This is a genomic window from uncultured Butyricimonas sp. (genome assembly GCF_959596855.1).
Lineage (GTDB): Bacteria > Bacteroidota > Bacteroidia > Bacteroidales > Marinifilaceae > Butyricimonas > Butyricimonas muris.
In genome coordinates, this window is sequence record NZ_CAUFYA010000011.1 from 92,502 (window position 1) to 114,732 (window position 22,231).

A 22,231-nucleotide genomic window follows, 5' to 3' on the forward strand; every position below is an offset into this window, starting at 1 on the left:
TTCAAACTGACTTCCGTTCAATCTAAAATTCAAAATTTAAAATCAAATATTATACCACTCCTTCGCGCAATATGTCATGTATGTGTACCATTCCTTTATAGTGATTCTCCCGATCTACCACCACCAACTGCGTGATACTATTTTTTTCCATCATCCGGTAAGCATTATAAGCCAACTCTTCCTCGGAAATCGTTTTGGGTGCTCCGGACATGATATCTCCCGCCGTCAAACCGTCGACATCCTCGTACTTCTCCATCATCCGTCGCAAGTCCCCATCCGTGATAATTCCGAGCAAATGTTCTTCGTCGTCCACGATCGCCACGGCTCCCAGACGCCCTTTCGACATGGCTAGAATTACCGGACGTATTCCGGCTTCGCTCTTGATATTCGGTCGATTGCTACCATCATAAACGTCTGCAACCCGCGTATAAAGCCGTTTCCCAAGAGTCCCTCCCGGATGATATCTGGCAAAATCCCTACTAGAGAAACTTCTACATTCTATCAAACACATCGCTAATGCATCTCCCAGCACTAACTGTGCCGTAGTTGAATTTGTGGGAGCTAAATTTAAAGGACAAGCCTCTTTTTCTACTTTGGCCTTTAATATATAGAGCGCATTTTTCGCCAGAAACGAGTCTGTATTGGACACCATCGCGATGATATTCTTGTTTCCGTTGTTACGTATCAGGGGAATCAATACTTTTATCTCCGGTGTATTTCCACTTTTGGACACGCAAATCACCACATCTTCCTCCCGAATCATTCCCAAATCTCCATGAATAGCATCCGCGGCATGCATAAATACCGCCGGAGTACCCGTGGAATTCATCGTTGCCACGATTTTTGTCGCGATAATCGCACTCTTTCCTATCCCGGTAATGATGACACGCCCTTTACTCTCATAAATTAACTTAACGACCGCCTCAAAATCATCATCTATGTAGTTTGCCAGATTTTGGATGGCTTCTGTCTCATCCTGAATTACTTTTCGCGCAAATGCTTTTATATCTACCATCTCTTTCGATTAAAATTATTCTATTTAACACCATGAACCAAGCAAAAAAAACAAAAAACTATTGTACTTATCATTTTTTGCTATAACTTTACTAGGGACAAAAGTATCATTTTTTGTGATAGCTTAAAAACGAGTGGTGATAGATTTATTATTGAATATTTTGTTTGGAAAAACAAATTAAGTTATAAATTTGCGCACCCGTCTAAAAACAGGGTGTGTGAAAATTTAAATAAAACAATGGGATTGCAGATAGATTTACATGCTAAATTAAAAGAGTATTTCGGCTTTGATAGTTTCAAAGGGAATCAGGAGGAGATAATAAAGAATGTCCTTGCCGGGAATAACACGTTTGTTTTGATGCCGACAGGAGGGGGTAAATCTTTATGTTATCAACTACCTGCACTAATACTCGACGGAACAGCTATCGTGATATCTCCCTTGATTGCTCTTATGAAAAATCAGGTAGATGCCATGCGTTCCTTCAGCGCGTCAGAGGGGGTTGCCCACTTCATGAATTCTTCACTCAGTAAAAGTGACATCTTGAGTGTAAAAGAGGATGTCCTAAGCGGGAAGACCAAATTACTATACGTGGCTCCGGAATCCTTGACCAAGGAAAGTAATGTCGAATTTCTCCGTAAAGTTCGAATCTCTTTCTTTGCCGTTGATGAGGCTCACTGTATTTCGGAATGGGGACATGATTTCCGTACGGAATACCGTAAAATCAGACCGATTGTCGAACAAATCGGGAAAGCCCCCATCATTGCCTTGACGGCAACGGCTACCCCGAAGGTACAACACGACATTCAGAAAAATCTGGATATGCTCGATGCTCAGGTTTTCAAATCCTCTTTCAACCGTTCGAATCTTTATTACGAGGTTCGCCCTAAAACTGATCCGGCCAAAGATATCATCAAGTTTATAAAAAACAACGAGGGGAAATCCGGTATCATCTATTGCCTGAGCCGCAAAAAGGTGGAAGAACTCACGGAATTGCTTTGCGTGAACGGCATCAAAGCTGCCAGTTATCACGCGGGAATGGATGCCGCTGCCCGTAGCAGCAATCAAGATAAATTCCTGATGGAGGAAGTAAACGTGATTGTAGCCACGATCGCTTTCGGTATGGGCATCGACAAACCGGACGTACGTTTCGTGATCCACTATGATATTCCTAAAAGTCTGGAAGGATACTATCAAGAAACAGGACGTGCGGGACGGGATGGCGGAGAAGGGTACTGCTTGACATTCTATAGCTATAAAGATATTCAGAAGTTGGAAAAATTCATGCAGGGCAAACCTATTGCCGAGCAGGAAATCGGGAAGCAACTCTTGATGGAAACGGTTTCTTACGCCGAAACATCCTTGTGCCGGAGAAAAGTGTTACTACACTATTTTGGGGAAAATTACGATGAGGAGAATTGTGGCGCCTGCGACAATTGTCTGTACCCGAAGAAAGAGTTCGAGGGCAAGGAATTCTTGATTGACGCGCTCAACGCCGTACTTGAAGTAAAAGAAAAATTCAAGGTCGACCATTTGGTTAAAGTCTTGATCGGGGAAACCGATTCAATGATAAAATCGTATCATCATGACGAGCTGGAATCTTTTGGTATCGGCTCCGACAAAAGTTCACAATTCTGGAACATGGTTTTCAGACGAGCGCTTATTAGTAATTATATAGAGAAAGATATTGAACAATACGGGGTCATCAAATTATCAAAAGAAGGCCACGAGTTTTTAAAGGAACCTAAAGACTTTATGCTGATGGAAGATCATAATTTTGAAGAATCTGAAGAGAAACTTCAGGAAAAGGGAGGTGTATCAGCACTTGACAACACTCTGTTTGCCATACTGAAAGACTTACGGAAAAAGATTGCCAAGAAAAATAACCTGCCGCCATACGTCATTTTTCAGGATCCTTCTTTGGAAGACATGTGTACCAATTACCCGATCACGTTGGAAGAGTTAGCCAACATTCAGGGTGTCGGTACCGGAAAAGCCCAGAAGTACGGGCAGGAATTCGTTGAGGTCATCAAACAGTATGTTGAAGACAACGAGATCGAAAGAGCCCAAGATCTGGTTGTAAAAACAGTTGCCAACAAATCGAAATTCAAGGTATATATCATTCAAAATATTGATCGCCAAATTGATTTGGAAGACATCGCTTCTGCTGAAGGATTAACTTTTGAAGAACTCATCAAGGAAATGGAAGCCATCGTCTTCTCCGGAACAAAACTGAATATTGATTACTATATCAATAAGATTCTGGATGATGAACAACAACAAGAAATCATGGATTATTTCATGGAAGCGAAAAGCGATAATATCGGTGACGCTTACGATGAATTTGACGGCGACTATTCAGAAGAAGATCTCCGACTGATGCGATTGAAATTACATTCCAAACATGGAAACTAATAAAAAAGCGACCTTTCGGTCGCTTTTTTATTCCATTCTGTCCAGAATCACATCCGGAAGATGCTGAATGAATTGAAACAATAAAGTTTCATCTCCCGTCTTATGCGTCCGAATGACCATAGTTACCCGGTAAGTGGTTATATCCCCTAATTTACCTGACTCCGTGGAGTAAGAACCTATCTGGTGTTTTTTCCGTTTGATCTCGTCGGTTATCTCTTTTATTACTTCTTGACTTGACGTTGTGAACACTAACAAAACATTCCGTTGGCTGAACTTCTGGAATAAATACCCTAGACCTTCCAATCCCAACAATGTTAATAACATGGCGCATATTCCCAACCAGTATTGCCCGGCACCTACCGCCAAACCGATAGCAGAAGTTGCCCATATCCCGGCAGCAGTGGTCAATCCCCGTACAAATAATTTCTGTATGATAATTGTTCCCGCTCCAAGGAAACCGATACCACTTACCACCTGTGCCGCGATACGGCTGGGGTCGAGTCCTATACCCGTGTCCCCCAAGATATCCCAGAAACCATATTTCGAAACAATCATAAACAGGGCACTTCCCAAAGCAACGAGGAAGTGAGTTCGGAATCCGGCTTCTTTTGCCCTGTACTCACGATCCAAACCAATCAGCGCCCCCAGTATCCCGGCTACCAACAACCGCAAGAAAAAATCCCATGTCATCATATCGTGTTACATTTTATTTTAACCTCATGTTCACCACAAAGATAAACCAATCTACGCAAAATTGCGTATGAAAGATACAATTCAGTCCAAAAAGTTCACAGACATGATACTAACCATCATTATCACATTTATCCTCGGATACACTCTGATCGCACTGGAACGACAAATCGGCGTCAGCAAAACCGCCATAGCTCTTATCTTGGGAATCACGTTATGGGTATTCGCTTTGTTTCAAACAAAACTGGATGTAAATACTCAAATTATAGAACACCTCGGGAATACCTCGGAAATTTTATTCTATTTACTGGGAGCCATGACGATTGTCGAATGGGTAGACACGCATGAAGGGTTCAATCTGATTACCAAACACATCACAACGAGAAACAAACGGAAACTACTCTGGCTCATCGCATTCATCACCTTTATCATGTCTTCCGTTCTGGATAATTTAACGACAGCTATCGTGATGATTATGCTCCTGCGCCAACTTGTTACAAATCAGCAAGAACGTTGGATTTTCGGCAGTATCATCATTATTGCCGCCAACGCGGGGGGTGCATGGACTCCCATCGGGGACGTGACCACGATCATGTTATGGATTCACAACAATATCACGTCCATGAACGTTATCCGCCACCTGTTTCTACCCAGTCTGGTTTCTCTACTTATTCCCGTCGGCATCGCGACATTCTGGTTGAAAGGTGAAATTCAAGATCAATCCGTCAATATTCGTCCGAATCTCCCGGGTATTTCACACAAAGAACAAATCACGATTCTCGCTCTAGGCATCGGCAGTCTGATCTTCGTTCCCGTGTTCAAGGAACTCACGAACCTGCCACCATTCATGGGTATCATGTTTGCATTAGGTTGTGTATGGATATACACGGAGATGCTATACAACCGCAAAAAGAATGTCACGCAAGAAAACACGCATCGCATTCCTTCCATTCTCTCGAAAGTTGACTATTCCACACTACTATTCTTTCTTGGAATATTAATGGCCGTTGCCGCATTACAAGTCGTGGGAATTTTAGACCAAATGGCAACTTTCTTGAATGATCGAATACACAATGTCTATTTTATCAACACGATTATCGGCTTTCTCTCCTCCGTCATTGACAACGTTCCTCTCGTGGCGGCAGCCATGGGGATGTATCCGCTTACCCATGCCGACGGTACACACCTCTCCGCTTATATGATGAATTTCACCACGGACGGAACTTTCTGGGAACTCCTCGCCTATTGTGCCGGTATAGGCGGCAGTATTCTGATTATCGGTTCTGCCGCGGGAGTAGTTGTTATGGGTATGGAAAAAATCAATTTCACATGGTACCTCAAGCACATTACATGGATTGCTACTCTCGGGTATCTGGCGGGAATAGGTATATACTACATAGTCGAAAGTCTATAAAGTCCATAAGGTCCATAAAGTCATCTTTCTGACCTTACAGACCTTATGGACTTTAGACCTTACGGACTATTCTGTATATCTCTCGATCGTTTGTCCCCGGTCGGGTCCCACGGATACAATCTTGATAGGCACTCCGGTTTCTTCTTCAAGGAATGCCAGATAATTATTAAATTCTTCCGGAAATTCATCTTCCGAAGTCATTTTGGTCATATCGCATTTCCATCCCGGCAATTCGGTATAAATCGGTTTTACACCTTCCGTGATATCGAAGGGGAAATAATCAACTTCCTCCCCGTTTACCTCGTAAGCCACGCAAGCCTGTATCGTGTCAAAGGAGTCCAACACATCACTCTTCATCATGATCAGTTGAGTCACCCCGTTAATCATGATGGCATATTTTAAAGCTACCAGATCTACCCAACCGCAACGACGTCTGCGTCCGGTTACGGAACCGAACTCGTGTCCCAAGTCACACAATTTCTCGCCTGTTTCGTCACTCAACTCTGTCGGGAAAGGTCCGCTTCCCACGCGGGTACAATATGCTTTAAAAATTCCGTACACTTCACCGATACGATGGGGTGCTATTCCCAACCCGGTACAAGCACCGGCACATACCGTATTGGAAGAAGTCACAAAAGGATAAGAACCGAAATCGATATCTAACATCGTTCCCTGTGCACCTTCCGCCAAGATTGATTTCTCGTCATCCAAATATCGATTTATTTCATGCTCGCTATCCACGAGTTGGAATTGCTTCAAGTATTCAATACCTTCCATCCATTCTTTCTCCATCCCCGTCAGGTCATAAGAGAAATTCAAACTTTTCAATATCTGTTCGTGACGAGCTTTTGCCCGAGCGTATTTATTCTCGAAATCATGCAGGATATCTCCCACGCGCACACCGTTACGACTGATTTTATCCGTGTATGTCGGTCCGATACCTTTTCCGGTAGTCCCCACTTTCGCGTCCCCTTTGGCTGCCTCGTAAGCTGCATCCAACAACCGGTGCGTCGGCAGAATCAAGTGTGCTTTCTTTGATATATGAAGTTTCTTTTTGAGATCATGTCCGGAAGCGGCCAAAGCCTCGGCCTCCGCTTTAAACAAAGCTGGATCAACTACCACTCCGTTACCGATAATATTCACCTTATCCCCTTGAAATATCCCGGACGGGATGGAACGAAGTACATATTTCTGCCCTTCAAATTCAAGTGTATGACCAGCATTAGGTCCTCCTTGAAAACGAGCCACGACATCATACCTAGGGGTCAGTACATCAACTACTTTCCCTTTTCCTTCATCTCCCCATTGCAATCCCAACAATACATCTACTTTCATCTGATATAATTTTAACTTCTTAAAAAACAAACATGCAAAAATAATATTTATTTCTTTCCCGCCAACTTGCAAGCGTGACAAATCCCATAAATATAAAGCATGTGATGATGCACGGAAAAATCATATTTTTCCTCCACGTGTTCCACGATCTCCTCCAAGCGGGAATCCGAGAACTCTTCCACTTTTCCGCATATCTTGCACACGATATGCTCATGCTTCTTGTTATTATAAGCCCGTTCGAACTGCGCGATATTATTCCCGAATTGGTGCTTGATAACCAATTTACATTCCAACAATAAATCGATCGTGTTATACAAAGTGGCACGGCTTACCCTGTAGTTCTTGTTCTTCATAAAAACGTACAGGGATTCGATATCAAAATGCCCGGCATGTGAATAAATCTCATCCAGAATGGCATACCTCTCGGGCGTCTTCCGATGTCCTTGCTGTTGCAGGTAAGTGGTAAAAATCTCTTTTACCGTCTCCTTTATTTTTTCCATTGAGTCCAAAGCTAATTCAATTTACAACATGGCTAAGTTACAACTTTTATCCGAAGAAAACTCACTATTTAGACGAAATTTAATTTAGACATCCAAATTCTCCACTCTCGAAACGTTCTCGACGCCCTTCAGAGAAGAGATTTTCATCATTAAATTGTTCAAATCGGCAGTGTTATGCACGTAAAGATGAATCATTCCCTCGAATATCCCGTCTTTCGTCTCAAAATGCACGGTACGCATATTCACGTTACTTTCTTTCGAGATAATCATCGTGATATCGCTGACGATTCCGATACTGTCAATCCCGTTCAATTTAATTACCGCAAGGAAAGACATGATCTTGTGGCTAACCCACTTCACCGGGACAATCTTATCCCCGTAACTGGACATCAGTCGTATGGCTTCCGGGCATTTACGCTTGTGCACGGTGATCTTATCTCCCTCGATCTTCATCCCGACTACATCATCACCGGGAATCGGGTGACAACAAGGAGCAATGATAAAATCCGAAGCATCTTCCGTCACGTCATTAATGATCTTCCCTTCTTCTTTCTCGACCGGGGCTTTCTCTTTATCGCTTTTGAAGAACTGCAATTTCCAGTACTTCACGAATTTATTCTCCGACTTTTTCTTCAATGCCTTCCGCACGTCTTCGACACTCAAATTCCCTTTCGCCAAACTGACATAAAGATCATCTTTATTATCCAATTTCAGATGCAGCAGAGCCTTGTTCAGATTCTCCGTACCAAAAGGCAATTTCATATCTTCCAACAGGTTCTCGAACATCATCGTTCCGATCTTCACCTGTTCCTTTTTCTCCCGACGGAAAATCATCAATATATTATTCCTCGCCTTTGCCGTCACGATAAAGTCCAGCCAATCACTCTGCGGCTTCTGTTTATCACTTGTCAACACCTCCACCTGATCCCCGCTTTGCAGCACATGGCTCATCGGCACCAATTTATGATTAACCTTTCCACCGATACAGGAGTTCCCGATCTCCGTGTGAATATCATAAGCAAAATCCAACACAGTCGCTCCCTTCGGTAAGGTTCTCATATCTCCCTTAGGAGTGAAAACCCGAATTTCTTTAGCGAAAAGATTTAGCTTGAACTCGTCCAAGAACTCCAAAGCATCCGTTCCGGGCTGTTCCAGCATCTCTTTAATCCCCGCCAACCATTTATCCACCTCGTTGCTTGCCTCGGCATTATCACCTTTATATTTCCAGTGGGCTGCTAACCCCTTTTCCGCGATTTCATCCATCCTCCGGGAACGAATTTGCACCTCTATCCATTTACCTCCGGGTCCCATGACCGTCAGATGCAATGCCTCGTAACCGTTTGCCTTGGGTACACTCACCCAATCCCGGATTCTCTCCGGCTTCGGGCTATACATATCCGTAATCAAAGAATAAATATTCCAGCATTGCCATTTCTCCGGCTGATTGTCCTTGGGCTCAAACACGATACGCACGGCAAGTAAATCATAAATTTCCTCGATAGAAATATGCCTGCGCTGCATCTTAGACCACACCGAATACACGCTCTTTGTCCGGGCAGTGATATCATACTGGTAACCGCTTTCCGTCAGGCGTTCCCGAATGGGGGCTATGAACTGTTGGTATAACCCGGTATTCTCGTCCCGGTAAGCATGAATTTTCTTTTCCAGCTCCTGATATTCAAGCGGATTTTCGTATTTTAAACTCAAATCTTCCAACTCCGTCTTGATGGCGTGCAATCCCATCCGGTGAGCCAAAGGAGCGTATATATATAAGGTTTCACTAGCAATCTTTACCTGCTTGTGTTCCGGCATAGCATCCAACGTGCGCATATTGTGCAAACGGTCGGCAATCTTGATCAGAATAACACGTACATCATCCGCCAGAGTCAGTATCATTTTCCGGAAACTCTCTGCCTGCTTGGTGGTATCACTTCCCATAACTTCACTGATCTTGGTCAACCCGTCCACCAAAGAAGCAATCTTCGCCCCGAACAAATTGGCAATATCCTCTACCGTGTAGTCCGTATCCTCCACGACATCATGCAATAACGCGGCGATAACCGACTTGGTTCCCAAACCGATCTCTTTAGCCGCAATCTTCGCTACCGCGATCGGGTGCAATATATAAGGCTCACCCGACTTCCGTTTTACCCCTTGATGAGCTTCCCGGGCAAACTCGAAAGCCGTGCGAATTAATTTTATACTCTCTTCTGTCGTTCCCTTTCGCAAAGATTGTAACAAATCCTCGAAAGCCGCGTTAATCATTTCCTGCTCGTTCATAACCGTCTCCAATTTTAGATTTATTGATTTCAGATTTTAGATTTCTGCCCACTCCCTGTCCCTCGAATCATAAATCGTAAATCATAAATCGTAAATCTTATATTTCTATATGCCGCGACACCACATCCGCCTGCATAAATAAAGCTGCCATTTTATCAAACATCCCTCCTTTTTCAGTGGTAAGGAACTCCACTTGTCCCCCTCGTGAAAGCATTCCTTCCATTTCAGGATGACGATATAAATAGTCTTTCAAACTCCGGGCCACGATCTCTCCCTGCTGAATAACTTTTACTCCCCGGGGAATAAAACGGTCAATTACCCCGCGCAAAAGAGGATAATGTGTACATGCCAGTACAACCGTATCAATCATGGGATCCGCTTGCATTAAAAGATCTATATATTTCTGCACAAAAAAAGCTGCCCCCGGGGAATCAATCTCGTTATTTTCAACGAGAGGCACCCACATCGGACAGGCTTGTTGCGTCACTTCAAATCCTTTTCCAGAATGGATTTTCGCTATTTCAAGCAAATAAGACTCGGAAGCCACCGTACCCGAGGTAGCGAGTACACCGATATGCCCGTTACGCGTAAAATCAGCGACCGCCTCCACGCTAGGTCGGATGACACCCAACACTCTCCGTCCGGCATCTATCCGCGGTAAATCGACTTGTTGTATTGTCCTTAACGCCTTTGCCGAAGCCGTGTTACAGGCAAGGATAACCAATCGGCATCCCATATCGAACAATTTCAACACCGCTTCCCGCGTATACTTGTACACCACGTCAAAAGAACGTGTACCGTAAGGGGTACGAGCGTTGTCGCCCAAGTAGATATAATCATACTCCGGCATCTCTTTCACAATATCTTTCAATATTGTCAATCCCCCGTAACCAGAATCAAACACCCCTATCGGACATTTCATAATTTACTATTAATTATAGCGACTAAGATAATATTTTTTTGCAAGAAATTACTTAGAAATATTAGCTATTCTCAATTGTTAATAAAGTTCAATACTTTTGCAAGCTACGAAAATGCAACATTTCTAATTATAAATAAGAACATACAACAAAGTAAAATTAATATATTCCCTTCTATTGCTCTTTTGATATTTCAGATTATTTTCATAAATTTACATACATTATCCACTAATTAAAATATAATGATATGAAATCAACAAAATCATTCGCAATCGTATTGATACTATTAAGTATGGTAAGTTGCACAACGGGAAAAGAGTTCGATTTTGATAACAGCAAACTAACGATAGAAAGTCTTGTTAAGCAATATAACTTAGAATTAGCAGAACAAATCATTTCTTCAGATTCTTTACACCCACTATCATTAAAAGAAATGAAAGAAATTCTTGAACAGTTCCAAAACATCGGAAAAAATAGCAATGGAAAAATAATTGATATTTCGCCCAATTTATCAAGAGGACATATTGTAGATATGGGAACAGATCCCTATCCATCAAGCGGAACATATCGTAAAGGAATAGTGGAGGATCTGATACTCGTCGGCGGTTATCCTATCTCGTATTACTTAACCAATATTTGTATTGAATTCAGATTTTGGTCAACAGGAACTCCCCAAGTACTGACTAGTTACGAACTACCTCCGACTGTAGGAAGGGATTCTCGTGTAATCCGTTATACCCATAACCAAGGATTTGTTACATATGGTGACAATTCATATTTCAACTTTACTGTTCTAGGCTATGTTCTTCTAAATTATGATGATGGAACGGGAGTCCAGACTTATTTAACAAGTGTTGTGTTCAAGGGTTTTTATCAAAACACTACCCCAGAGAAAAAAGAAGCAGGAGAATTTAAATGGTATGTATCATAAAAAAGGCTGTCGTAAGACAGCCTCCATATTAAAGGATTCCTAATTTTTTCTTCATTAGTGGTAACACATCTTCGCTATTATCTGCCGCATATAAAATACCACCTTGGGTCGGAGAAGGCATAGCTATAAAAATATAGGTAAAACCATTCTCTTTTCCAACAGCTTGTGCAGCAGTCTTTATTTTCTCCATAATTTCATTCATCAACTTGCCATAAGTTTCTTGCATTTGTTGATCAGCCAATTCTCGGAAACTTTGAATTCTCTCTCCCAAACTTCTAATTTCCTGCTCTTTATTAGCACGAGTCAAATCCGTATACGTTTTTTCATTAGTTTGATATTCTTGCACCAATTTTTGATATGCATCAGTCATAGATCTTAATTCTTTTTCAATCTCTGCCTGTTTAGCTTGCAACGCCTCCTCTGCTTTCTTTGAGTCTGGCATTATTGTCATCAACTTTTGCACGTCAAGATGACCTAATTTGATCGGTTTTGCCGTTTGAGCAGAAGTAGCAAATGCTACAAATATAAATGCCACCAAGGCAAATAATTTAATTGTATTCTTCATAATGTTTGTCTTTAAAATGTCTCACAAAAATAATAAAATTAATTTCCCATTCCTAGCCTGCATACATAATGTATGCTATAATTTACAATTTATGATTTACAATTTATGATTCAAGTGAAAAATTAATCTAAAATCTGAAATCGTAAATCTAAAATATTAGAATTCTTGTCCCAACACAAAGTGGAATTGTGAACCACCGACACCGGAGCGTCCGGGTACATCATCAAATCCATATCCCCAGTCGATACCGAGCAAACCGAACATCGGCAGGAATACGCGCAAACCGACTCCCGCAGAACGATACAAGTTAAACGGTTCGAAATCCTTCAGTTCGTACCACGAGTTACCTGCTTCCAAGAACCCTAAAGCATAGATCGTTGCCGACTGAGCCAAAGAGATCGGGTAACGTAATTCAAGCGTGAACTTGGAATACAAGCTGGCGTCAGACCCTTGCGGAGCCATAAAGCTGGAACCCGCGTTCGTCAATGATCCGTTCTCGTAACCGCGCAAACCGACATATTCACGTCCGTACAAACTATAACCGGACATTCCGTCACCTCCCATCTCGAATCCCTCGAACGGAGACTTCCGGTTTTTATCATAGTGTCCCAAATAACCGTACTGGGCAGAAGCATAAAGTACCAAAGGACGTTTCTCGCTATGAGTCAGAGGAGTGAAAATCTTTCCACTGAATTTCCATTTGTGGTACTCGATCCACCTGTATTTAATCTGATCTTTCTCTGCCTCGAAATGACGGCTGGAGAACAAAGAATAAGGCGGAGTCAATGCCAACGAGAAGGTAAACTCACTACCTCTTTTCGTGAACAAGGGGTTATCAATAGAACTCCGTTTGATCACCGTGGCAATAGAAAGGTTGTTCGAATTTCCGTTACTAAATATATAATAAGGCCAATTCTTCAACTGATATCTCTGGAATGAAATCTCGTTATACATCGTGAACCAGTCATCCGGCCACTTGATACGACGTCCCAATCCCACGCTGAATCCATAAGTAAGCATCAACTGACGGGTGTCGTAATAGTCGGACGCGTTCGCCGCCTGAGCGTAATAAGAATTCCGGTAACTACTGGAATAACCTGTCTGACGAGAGAAATACAAAGAAACACTCAACGAGTTCGGTTTCTTTCCTCCCAGCCAAGGTTCACGGAATGATAAACTGAATGAAGTATAATATTTACCGTTCGTCTGGGCCTTCAAACTGAAAGTCTGACCGTCACCCTGCGGAAGAGGACGATAAGTATCCCAATTAAAAATATTACGGATAGAGAAGTTCGTGAAGGTCAATCCTACCGAACCGATGATCATACCGGCTCCCCAACCTCCCGAAAGCTCGATCTTATCATTCGCTTTCTCGACTAACTTGAATATGACATCCGTTGTTCCCGCTTCCTGATTAACATTCACCAAGTCCGGTGCTATTTGTTCCGGATCGAAATGTCCCATATTCGCCAATTCACGTGCGCTTCGTATAATATCTTCACGGCTGAACAACTCACCCGGGTACACGTACAATTCCCGACGAATCACGTGCTCATGCGTACGGTTATTACCTTGAATAATCACCTTGTTAATCGTGGCCTGAGTACCCTCGGCAACACGGATTTCCAGATTGATAGAATCTTCACCTGCGATAGTTTCGATCGGCATCAGACGAGAGAACAAATACCCGTTATTCTGGTATATATTGGATACGGCATCCTCGTCCGTGGTAATACGTTCGTTCAAGTACTTACTATTATATACATCTCCTTTTTTGATATTCAATATACGGCTCAACGTCTCTGAATCATATATTGTATTACCTACCCAAGAGATATTATTGAAATAGTATTTATTTCCTTCCTGCACATCAATATAGATCTTCACCCGTTTCGGGGATATCTGGACAACACTATCGGAAACAATCACCGCGTCGCGGAAACCTTTCTCGTTATATTTATCGACAAGATGATACTTATCTTCGTCATAATTCTTCTCGATATAATTTGACGATTTAAAGAAATTAACCAATGATTTTTCTTTCGTCTTCTTCATGGCAGCTTTCAGACGACCATCTTTCATTTGTTCGTTTCCGTTAATGATAATGTCGGCAATCTTTATTTTATTGTGTTTCTCCACGATGACATCCAGAACCACGTAATTCTTCTCTTTTGGATCATCCCGTTGAATAATCTTGATATTCGTGTTATAATATCCTTTCTCTTTCAAGTATTTCTCGACTTGGCTTTTCAAGGTCGTCTTCATGAAATCCGTGACCTGCGACCCCACTCCCAAGTTCATTTTTTCCTTGATCTTGTTTTCCTCGGATTTCTTCAAACCGATGTAATTGATCTTCGAAAGCTTATGCCGTTCCTGAATGTACATGGTCAAATATACCTTGTCATCTTCAATCCGGTCGACAGCAATGGATATATTCGAAAACAAACCTTGATCGTAAAGCCTCTTGATCGCTCTCGTTATCGTTTCACCCGGAATTTGAATAGGCATTCCTATCGTCAACCCGGCTATGGATGCCAACCCGTCATAATCTCCGCCGACAACCTTTACCCCTGCCAATTCATAGGTCTTCGGGGAAGAATAATAGATATCAACTTGTTGCTGCACAGTATCTGCAACTTGAGCTTTTGCTCCACAAATACACAATATAAATATTAATACAAGCGTTATTTTTCCTGTCATTTGAGTCACTTTTTTAGTTGCTCTCCGGTCATACCGAATCGTCTCTCTCTTTTTTGAAAATTACGAATGGCCAAATATAAGTCTTCTTTTTCAAAATCAGGCCAAAATTTATCAAGAAAATATAGTTCAGTGTACGCTAATTGCCATAAAAGAAAATTACTGAGCCTACATTCACCGCTCGTACGAATCAATAAATCCGGATCAGGAATCCCCGCCGTTGTCAAATAATCGGAAAAAACATCCCCTGTAATCGCCTCTACATCTTTCACTTTACCCGTCTGGCAATCTTTTGCCAACTGTTTCGCGGCATTCAATATTTCCCACCTTGCACCATAACTTAGGGCAAGCACCACCGTCAAATGATGATTGGAAGCAGTCTGCTCTATCAACCCGTTCAACTTTTGTCGCACCTTGTCCGGCAAATCCGTCAAATTCCCGATAGCCCGAACTTGTATACCCTCTTTCATCAAATTATCCGTTTCCGCGACGATAGCATCCACCATCAAACCCATCAAAACATCCACCTCCTCTTTCGGCCGATTCCAATTCTCTATCGAAAAAGCGTATAAAGTCAAATACTTCACTCCGGCATTCCCGGCAGCCTCAAGAACTCTCCTCACAGCTTCCACGCCTTCCTTGTGTCCTTCCCATCTTTCCAATCCCCGCTGTTTTGCCCATCTGCCATTTCCATCCATAATAATTGCCACGTGCTCTGGTATATTCTCTCTACTCATAATAATAATACATTCTCGTTCTTCAACTCATTATTTAATAACGTTTTCCTTATCTTTATATTACTTGTTTTTCTTTAATCACGTAATCGCCAATCATTGAATCACTAAATCTTCTTATTCCTCTTGTCTTCCCCCCAATTCAATTTATTTCTCAACGTCTCGTAATAACTATGCCCGGGCATCTTTACCACGTTTATTTTAAAATCCCCGGAAGAGATAAATAATTCGTAATGATCCGGCACTGTCCGAGTTCGGGAATCGGCACTCACCATAAAATCACCCGAGCGACTTTCCACTTTCAGACGAATCTTCACGTCACCGGGCAAAATCAAAGGACGCATATTCAGGTTATGAGGGCTTACCGGAGTAATAATCAGATTATCCGAACTCGGGGAAATAATCGGACCGCCACAACTTAAAGAGTAAGCCGTCGAACCGGTAGGAGTAGCCACTATCAAGCCGTCCGCCCAATACGTCGTGAGATATTCCCCCCCGATATAAGCGTGTACCTTTAATAAAGAAGAGCGTTCCGTTTTCTGCACGCTGATCTCGTTCAGAGAATAATTAAAATTAGAGAACGGATTGTCTTCCATTTCCAATTTCACCAAAGCTCTCTGCTCTACCTCGCATTTCCCGGCACACAACCACTGTATAGCCTGAGGAATCTCCTCTTGGGCGATATTGGCAAGGAATCCCAGCCTACCGCTATTTATACCAAGCACGGGTACCCCGGAATCTTTCACCCGGACCGCTGAATCCAAAAAAGTACCGTCCCCCCCGACACTAAATAAAATATCGGTATCCGGCTCCAAATCCGTATCATAGAAAGATTGAAAATAAGAATGAACATCCCACCTCTCACTCAAGAAATCAAAAAACGGCCGATAACAAGACAACTTCACGCCACGCTCATCCAGATCACGTAACATTTGCTTGAAATAAGGAAAAAAATCCTCATGGATCACTCGTCCGTATATAGCCACTCTATTAATTTTCAGACACATCTAATTTATTTTAGATCTTAAATTTTAGATTCCACCTCCACGAACCAACTCTCTTTCAATTCTAAACTTTAAATTTTCTACATTTCCATAAACTTAATCAACTGCCCATAGCGGTCACGCAATTCATCATTGACATCTTCACCCAGCACAAAAGTACTTTTTATCACGTAACGATAACGGACAAAGGTATCCAGAATCGGTTCAATCCTAGGCGTATTCACCTTGACAGTAATATCAACCTTGTTCGAGTCCGGGGTGCATGTCACGAAACAACTCAACACCTTGGCTTCATTATATTCCACGATCTGCGCCACCTCGGCCAACGAATAATCAATTTTATTCACCTCCAACACGATAATCCCACCCGCGTCATCCACGCACAACATTTTTTCCACGCTATGCAAAATATCCGACAACAAAATAGCACCTTGATAAACCTCTTTCCGGCTTAAAACAGGAACTATTGACAATCCCAAGGAAGACGCGACCTCGATCACGTGATAAATATGCATATCATCGTACACGAATGTCGATTCTCTCGGTATCTCCAAACTATTGATCGGATCATTCAAACACCCGTGCGCGTACATGATTTCATCTGATAACAAACCCACGTAAGAACTTCCTTCAACCACCGGCAAATGGGATACCCGGAACAAATCCATCCACCCCAGTGCTTGGGCGCATGTATCGTTCTTTTTCAATAACGGAACCACATTCGATAATAATCCTTCTGCTATCATATTCTTTAAATCTCCAAATCACTCAATCAAGAAATCGTTTAATCCATTTCTCGCCCTAAAGATACATCTTTTTCTCTATTCAACTCCTCCATTAAAATAATTTTCGATTTTCAATATTCGATTTTCAATTATTCCTATATTTGCCGCGTAAACTTTAAAACAGTATAACACCATGTTACCAAAATTTCTAATTGCGGACAATTCCCAAGAAGCACCCGATCTCGTGTACGTGGTGCACACGGAAAAGCCTCAATGCATTATCCAATGTGACATAGACGGTTTCTACAGCAACCAAAAAATTTACTGGATTGACGAAGAACCTCTTTGCACGGACGATATCGAGTCTCTACTTGAAGAAGCAGAAGATTTCTTTGAAACCGAGCTAGAAAATCAAGAAGAACTATATGACGAAGACGACAACTAATTGCCGTCTTCGCCATGTTACAAGTTACAGGTTCACAAGTTACAAGTTCAAAAAACAATAACAACAAACCTGCAACCTGCAGAGCCGAAGGCTCAACTTGTAACCTGTAACACAAAAAGTAATAAATTGCTTTTTGTAAAAAAAATTCGTAACTTGCCGGATTATTACATAACCTACAAACCCGAAATTATGTACACGAAAAGTGATCTCAAGCAATTTAAGCGCAGGGGGATTAAGCCCGAACAAATTGATAGCCAACTTGAAAACTTCAAGAACGGTTTCAATTTTGTGCAAATCCGAGATGCGGCGACAATAGGTAACGGGATCCATAGTCTGAATGACGAACAGGCTGATGAATTCATTCGCATCTTCGAGGAAAAAAGAAACACATTGAAAATCATGAAGATGGTTCCGGCATCCGGTTCCGCTTCTCGTATGTTCAAAACATTAAATTCATTTTTAAACACCTACACGGGAAGTGACGAAGACTACCTGAATTTCCGGTTGCACAAAGAACCGGGAAGCATATTCTCCTTCTTCGAAAAACTAAAAGAGTTTCCCTTTTACACCCACTTGAAAGAAGCTCTCTACAAAGACCGTTTCGATCTGGACAAACTTCTCTGGAAAAACGAACTCATCACGATATTGGAATATATCTTGACAGATAAGGGATTAAACTATAATTCCACGCCCAAGGGACTGATCGATTTCCATATATATAAAGATCACATCCGTACCGCCGTGGAAGAACACTTGGTTGAAGCCGCCCTTTATGCCAATGACGGCAAAATGGCACATATCCATTTCACGGTATCCGAAGAACACATGGGCAAATTCAAAGCCCTCTTGAAACACGTGCTCAAAGATTACCAGAAAAAATTCAATCTCAAGTACGACATCACGTTCTCCATCCAATCGCCCTCGACCGATACGGTCAGTCTGGATTCGAAAGGAGACCTGCTACGGGACAACGATGGTAACATCGTATTCCGCCCGGGGGGACACGGTGCTTTGATTCACAACTTGAACGATCTGAAAGAAGACCTCATCTTTATCAAAAACATCGACAACGTTACTCCCGATCGCAACAAGGCAGACACCGTGAAATACAAAAAGATACTCGCCGGGGTTCTGTTAAAAACACAAGCCAGAATCTTCGATTACATGAAGATTTTGAACAAGAAAAGCAGTATTACCGAAGAGAATCTGAACGAAATCGAACAATTTATCTATGACAATCTCGGTTACAAACCCAAGGAAGACCTCGTTCACCCTAATTTGAAAGAAAGGGCAAAATACTTGAAAAACCTGCTCGACCGTCCATTACGGGTATGCGGGATGGTTAAGAATGAAGGTGAATCCGGTGGCGGTCCCTTCTGGGTGGAAGATGCTGAACACGGGAAACGCTTGATGATCGTGGAAAGTGCACAGGTGAACCAAAAAGACAAGAACCAGAAAAAAATATTCACCCAATCGACCCACTTTAACCCGGTAGATATCGTGTGTTGCACGTATAACTACAAAGGTAAAAAGTACGATCTGAAAGACTTTATTGATAACACACAAGGATTCATTACCAATAAATCTTTCGAGGGAAAAGACATACAAGTACAAGAACTTCCCGGGTTGTGGAATGGAGCGATGGCAAACTGGAATACCGTGTTTGTTGAAGTTCCGCTATCCACCTTCACCCCGGTAAAAACCGTCTTTGACTTGTTACGTTTCGAACATCGCAACGTGTTCAAAATCGAATAAAAAAATTATGATTTACGATTTATGATTTACGATTCTTTTTGAATGAAATCATAAATCGTAAATCTAAAATCATAAACCATAAATCATAAATTCGTTCATGGAGAAGAAAAAAAACTATCTACTACTAGTGCTGAGAGGATGTGCCATGGGTGCTGCCGACGTTATTCCCGGCGTATCAGGGGGAACAATAGCATTTATCACCGGTATCTACGAAGAATTAATCAATTCCATCCGTTCCATCGACTTACAGGCATTGCGTCTTTTGGGAACATTCAAATTCAAAGAATTTTGGAAGCATATCAACGGTAATTTTCTGGTTTCCGTGGTCGCGGGAATCGCAATATCCATATTCTCGTTGGCAAAATTGATGAAATATCTACTAGAATTCCATCCTCTCTACATCTGGTCTTTTTTCTTCGGGCTCATTATAGCCTCGGCACTACTCGTTTCCAAGGAAGTAAAAAAATGGGATTTGTTTACCATCACCTCGTTGGTCGTGGGAGCCGTTGTCGGGTACACGATCACCGTACTAACCCCCACCAGCACACCGGAAACATGGTGGTTCGTCCTCTTATCCGGGGCTATCGCCATCTGTGCCATGATCCTTCCGGGAATATCGGGAGCGTTCATACTATTATTATTAGGTAAATACGAGTACATCATCACCGCCGTGAGTGACTTCAATATCGGAATATTACTCGTGTTTTTGGTAGGAGCTGTTGCCGGAATTATATCCTTCTCGCACTTGCTCTCGTGGTTATTGAAAAACTACCACGGCATGACTGTCGCCCTGTTGACCGGTTTCATGGTAGGTTCCTTAAACAAAATATGGCCTTGGAAACTTACCGACACGGAATTAATCAACGGCACTTCTTTCGAGATCGAGAGAAACGTTCTCCCGGGAACTTTCGAACAAGCGGGAAATGATCCGCTCACGTGGCATGTACTCTTGATGTGCCTTATCGGTTTTCTCCTCATCTGGGGGATTGAAAAATTGGCCGTAACACTAAAACCTAAAACTGAATAATTTTTGATTTTAGATTTACGATTTTAGATTGAGTCTCATAAATTGTTGACTATACTTACAACTAAAATCGTAAATCATAAATCGTAAATCATAAATCTCATGAATCTTTTCGGCCTCCTCGGTTTTCCATTGGGACATTCGTTTTCCAAAACCTATTTCACGGAAAAATTCAAAGCAGAAAAAATAAATGCCGAATTTCGGAATTTCGAATTGGAAGACATCTCCCGAATGTTCCGAATTATCGAGGAAACTCCTGACTTGAAAGGATTCGCTATAACCATTCCCTACAAAGAGAAAATCATCCCTTTCCTTGACAATATCAGCGACGAGGCACGGGCTATCGGTGCCGTCAACTCGGTAAAAGTCGAGCATACGCCTGCCGGATTCTCCCTCACCGGGCACAACACGGACATGGCAGGATTCCGGGATTCATTACTTCACTTCATTCCCCATGTGCCGGAACGGGCATTCATCTTGGGCACCGGAGGAGCGGCAAAAGCCGTCAAATATGCCTTGACCTCATTGGGTGTTGCCGTCACTTCCGTCAGCCGCACCCCCACGGGAATAGAAATCGGTTACCCGGAAATCATCCGTCAACTGGACAAAACCCCTCTGATTGTCAACACCACCCCGCTCGGAACATGGCCGCACGTGGAAAATTGCCCCCCTATCCCCTACGAACACCTCACGCCCGATCACTATCTTTTCGATCTGGTTTACAACCCCGCCGTCACCACGTTCATGCAAAAAGGCATACAACAAGGAGCCAAAGTCCACAACGGTCTGGAAATGCTACATCTCCAAGCCGAATACTCATGGAAAATCTGGAACTCTTGATACAAGTATCCTAAAATCATCCCAAGGTAATCCTAAAGTAATACTACCTCTACATAGTTACAACCTACTTACAAACCTCTTACGTCCCCGTCGGCAAACAATTTTGTAACCGAGTTAAAAGTGTTTTGTAAGCAAGTTGAGGTAGTATTACCCTAGGATTACCTTAGCTTCTCGATGAAATCACACTGAAAATCAATCGTATTCCCAAGGATATAATACCCCTCTTTCGTAGCCCTGCCAGACCTTCTTCAGAGCACAAATACACGGGAATATTTCTGCTCTATTTGAGAAACGAAGAGGCTCTGGAGAGGAGAGATTATTACCCTAGTAATAGGGTTGGAATACGGACTATTAAGGGCTATATACACATCTTTTTTCACGTTAAAAGAGATTATTAATCCAGATAGCTATAAATAAAAATTTCCTAAAGCGGAGAGAGTAACTAGTTCTCCCTCTGTTTATAGAGGGAAACTGGCGAGTAAGCGAGAACAGACAGAGAGCTTGCTCGTTGTCTGTCGAACAAGAGCCAGTTCGAGACCGGTTTCCGGACTCAATACCCCGAAGGGGGGAGGGAGTTCTTGGATTTAGTGATTCAATGATTGCCGATTTAGCAATTAACGAAGCGTTGGCAAGTGGGGAGAAATCATTCTATCTAAATATATCACTTCCACCCGCAAGGGGCCGGAATATTCAACCCGTTCAGCGTGTTGAGTTGTTTCAGCAAGCAAGAATACGGCAATTATTGGTTCCACACGGGCACTCCGACATTCCTCGTGGAGTTACTGAAAAAAAGTGATTTCGACATCCGGGAATTAATTGACGGGGTAAATGTACCGGAATCGGCATTCACGGAATACCGGGTGACCATGAATAATCCGATTCCATTGATTTACCAAAGCGGATACCTGACGATAAAGGATTACGACGAACGTTTTCATGAATACA

General features: G+C 42.3%; 18 protein-coding genes and 1 pseudogene. 8 read left to right on the forward strand and 11 right to left on the reverse strand.

Annotated elements, in window-relative coordinates; genetic code table 11:
• Positions 1-49: 49 nt before the first annotated feature.
• Positions 50-1,015 (reverse strand): SIS domain-containing protein, encoded by a 966-nt coding sequence (locus tag Q5866_RS07135; protein ID WP_303179705.1) that lies wholly within the window; start codon positions 1,013-1,015, stop codon positions 50-52.
• Between the two features lie 237 nt (positions 1,016-1,252).
• Between Q5866_RS07135 and recQ the strand changes: the two genes are divergently transcribed.
• Positions 1,253-3,427 carry a DNA helicase RecQ gene (gene recQ, locus Q5866_RS07140; protein ID WP_099293941.1) on the forward strand — a complete coding sequence of 725 codons (2,175 nt, stop codon included), beginning with the start codon at positions 1,253-1,255 and terminating at the stop codon, positions 3,425-3,427.
• Positions 3,428-3,454: 27 nt separating this feature from the next.
• On the opposite strand, the gene Q5866_RS07145 is transcribed toward recQ, so the two are convergent.
• Positions 3,455-4,117, reverse strand: coding sequence for an MgtC/SapB family protein (locus Q5866_RS07145; RefSeq protein WP_176555178.1), 663 nt, complete (start codon positions 4,115-4,117; stop codon positions 3,455-3,457).
• Between the two features lie 70 nt (positions 4,118-4,187).
• Here Q5866_RS07145 and nhaD point away from each other — a divergent pair, with 70 nt between their 5' ends.
• Entirely contained in the window at positions 4,188-5,531 is a 1,344-nt protein-coding gene (gene nhaD / locus Q5866_RS07150) for a sodium:proton antiporter NhaD (protein ID WP_368502019.1), read from the forward strand.
• Positions 5,532-5,597: 66 nt separating this feature from the next.
• Here nhaD and Q5866_RS07155 read toward each other — a convergent pair whose 3' ends face one another.
• The 4 genes from Q5866_RS07155 to murI all read right to left on the reverse strand — a co-directional run bounded on the left by Q5866_RS07155 (position 5,598) and on the right by murI (position 10,568).
• A complete protein-coding gene (locus Q5866_RS07155) occupies positions 5,598-6,866 on the reverse strand; it encodes an adenylosuccinate synthase (RefSeq protein ID WP_303179708.1) in 1,269 nt (422 codons plus the stop codon).
• A 47-nt stretch (positions 6,867-6,913) separates the two neighbouring features.
• Positions 6,914-7,366: a Fur family transcriptional regulator gene (locus tag Q5866_RS07160; RefSeq protein ID WP_099293947.1), complete on the reverse strand. Its 453-nt coding sequence runs from the start codon at positions 7,364-7,366 to the stop codon at positions 6,914-6,916.
• A gap of 84 nt (positions 7,367-7,450) precedes the next feature.
• Positions 7,451-9,646 carry a bifunctional (p)ppGpp synthetase/guanosine-3',5'-bis(diphosphate) 3'-pyrophosphohydrolase gene (locus tag Q5866_RS07165; protein WP_099293948.1) on the reverse strand — a complete coding sequence of 732 codons (2,196 nt, stop codon included), beginning with the start codon at positions 9,644-9,646 and terminating at the stop codon, positions 7,451-7,453.
• Between the two features lie 97 nt (positions 9,647-9,743).
• On the reverse strand, positions 9,744-10,568 hold the full coding sequence (gene murI, locus Q5866_RS07170) for a glutamate racemase (RefSeq protein WP_303179711.1): 825 nt from the start codon (positions 10,566-10,568) through the stop codon (positions 9,744-9,746).
• A 245-nt stretch (positions 10,569-10,813) separates the two neighbouring features.
• Here murI and Q5866_RS07175 point away from each other — a divergent pair, with 245 nt between their 5' ends.
• Positions 10,814-11,497 carry a hypothetical protein gene (locus tag Q5866_RS07175; RefSeq protein ID WP_303179713.1) on the forward strand — a complete coding sequence of 228 codons (684 nt, stop codon included), beginning with the start codon at positions 10,814-10,816 and terminating at the stop codon, positions 11,495-11,497.
• Positions 11,498-11,525: 28 nt separating this feature from the next.
• On the opposite strand, the gene Q5866_RS07180 is transcribed toward Q5866_RS07175, so the two are convergent.
• From Q5866_RS07180 to Q5866_RS07200, 5 genes are all read right to left on the reverse strand, one after another.
• Complete coding sequence (locus Q5866_RS07180) at positions 11,526-12,062, reverse strand: OmpH family outer membrane protein (protein WP_303179714.1); 537 nt, start codon at positions 12,060-12,062, stop codon at positions 11,526-11,528.
• 156 nt (positions 12,063-12,218) lie between these two features.
• Complete coding sequence (locus Q5866_RS07185; RefSeq protein ID WP_099293953.1) at positions 12,219-14,762, reverse strand: outer membrane protein assembly factor; 2,544 nt, start codon at positions 14,760-14,762, stop codon at positions 12,219-12,221.
• Positions 14,763-14,767: 5 nt separating this feature from the next.
• Positions 14,768-15,496, reverse strand: a complete 729-nt coding sequence (locus Q5866_RS07190; RefSeq protein WP_186978485.1) for an isoprenyl transferase — start codon at positions 15,494-15,496, stop codon at positions 14,768-14,770.
• Positions 15,497-15,600: 104 nt separating this feature from the next.
• Positions 15,601-16,500: an NAD kinase gene (locus Q5866_RS07195; RefSeq protein ID WP_099293956.1), complete on the reverse strand. Its 900-nt coding sequence runs from the start codon at positions 16,498-16,500 to the stop codon at positions 15,601-15,603.
• A 77-nt stretch (positions 16,501-16,577) separates the two neighbouring features.
• Positions 16,578-17,243 (reverse strand): CBS domain-containing protein, encoded by a 666-nt coding sequence (locus Q5866_RS07200; protein WP_303179718.1) that lies wholly within the window; start codon positions 17,241-17,243, stop codon positions 16,578-16,580.
• 172 nt (positions 17,244-17,415) lie between these two features.
• On the opposite strand from Q5866_RS07200, the gene Q5866_RS07205 reads away from it, so the two are divergent.
• From Q5866_RS07205 to Q5866_RS07225, 5 genes and pseudogenes are all read left to right on the forward strand, one after another.
• Entirely contained in the window at positions 17,416-17,667 is a 252-nt protein-coding gene (locus Q5866_RS07205; protein ID WP_099293959.1) for a hypothetical protein, read from the forward strand.
• A 189-nt stretch (positions 17,668-17,856) separates the two neighbouring features.
• Positions 17,857-19,422 carry a DUF4301 family protein gene (locus Q5866_RS07210; RefSeq protein WP_303179719.1) on the forward strand — a complete coding sequence of 522 codons (1,566 nt, stop codon included), beginning with the start codon at positions 17,857-17,859 and terminating at the stop codon, positions 19,420-19,422.
• A 97-nt stretch (positions 19,423-19,519) separates the two neighbouring features.
• Positions 19,520-20,449, forward strand: coding sequence for a DUF368 domain-containing protein (locus Q5866_RS07215; RefSeq protein ID WP_303179720.1), 930 nt, complete (start codon positions 19,520-19,522; stop codon positions 20,447-20,449).
• A gap of 99 nt (positions 20,450-20,548) precedes the next feature.
• Positions 20,549-21,286, forward strand: coding sequence for a shikimate dehydrogenase (locus tag Q5866_RS07220; protein WP_303179721.1), 738 nt, complete (start codon positions 20,549-20,551; stop codon positions 21,284-21,286).
• 659 nt (positions 21,287-21,945) lie between these two features.
• Positions 21,946-22,231 (forward strand): annotated as a pseudogene (locus Q5866_RS07225) (AAA family ATPase); the annotation flags it as partial.

Bases quoted from the DNA above. Each gene is read 5' to 3' on its own strand.
- Q5866_RS07135 (WP_303179705.1), bottom strand. From the start codon at position 1,015: ATGGTAGATATAAAAGCATTTGCGCGAAAAGTAATTCAGGATGAGACA.
- recQ (WP_099293941.1), top strand. From the start codon at position 1,253: ATGGGATTGCAGATAGATTTACATGCTAAATTAAAAGAGTATTTCGGC.
- Q5866_RS07145 (WP_176555178.1), bottom strand. From the start codon at position 4,117: ATGACATGGGATTTTTTCTTGCGGTTGTTGGTAGCCGGGATACTGGGG.
- nhaD (WP_368502019.1), top strand. From the start codon at position 4,188: ATGAAAGATACAATTCAGTCCAAAAAGTTCACAGACATGATACTAACC.
- Q5866_RS07155 (WP_303179708.1), bottom strand. From the start codon at position 6,866: ATGAAAGTAGATGTATTGTTGGGATTGCAATGGGGAGATGAAGGAAAA.
- Q5866_RS07160 (WP_099293947.1), bottom strand. From the start codon at position 7,366: ATGGAAAAAATAAAGGAGACGGTAAAAGAGATTTTTACCACTTACCTG.
- Q5866_RS07165 (WP_099293948.1), bottom strand. From the start codon at position 9,646: ATGAACGAGCAGGAAATGATTAACGCGGCTTTCGAGGATTTGTTACAA.
- murI (WP_303179711.1), bottom strand. From the start codon at position 10,568: ATGAAATGTCCGATAGGGGTGTTTGATTCTGGTTACGGGGGATTGACA.
- Q5866_RS07175 (WP_303179713.1), top strand. From the start codon at position 10,814: ATGAAATCAACAAAATCATTCGCAATCGTATTGATACTATTAAGTATG.
- Q5866_RS07180 (WP_303179714.1), bottom strand. From the start codon at position 12,062: ATGAAGAATACAATTAAATTATTTGCCTTGGTGGCATTTATATTTGTA.
- Q5866_RS07185 (WP_099293953.1), bottom strand. From the start codon at position 14,762: ATGACAGGAAAAATAACGCTTGTATTAATATTTATATTGTGTATTTGT.
- Q5866_RS07190 (WP_186978485.1), bottom strand. From the start codon at position 15,496: ATGAGTAGAGAGAATATACCAGAGCACGTGGCAATTATTATGGATGGA.
- Q5866_RS07195 (WP_099293956.1), bottom strand. From the start codon at position 16,500: ATGTGTCTGAAAATTAATAGAGTGGCTATATACGGACGAGTGATCCAT.
- Q5866_RS07200 (WP_303179718.1), bottom strand. From the start codon at position 17,243: ATGATAGCAGAAGGATTATTATCGAATGTGGTTCCGTTATTGAAAAAG.
- Q5866_RS07205 (WP_099293959.1), top strand. From the start codon at position 17,416: ATGTTACCAAAATTTCTAATTGCGGACAATTCCCAAGAAGCACCCGAT.
- Q5866_RS07210 (WP_303179719.1), top strand. From the start codon at position 17,857: ATGTACACGAAAAGTGATCTCAAGCAATTTAAGCGCAGGGGGATTAAG.
- Q5866_RS07215 (WP_303179720.1), top strand. From the start codon at position 19,520: ATGGAGAAGAAAAAAAACTATCTACTACTAGTGCTGAGAGGATGTGCC.
- Q5866_RS07220 (WP_303179721.1), top strand. From the start codon at position 20,549: ATGAATCTTTTCGGCCTCCTCGGTTTTCCATTGGGACATTCGTTTTCC.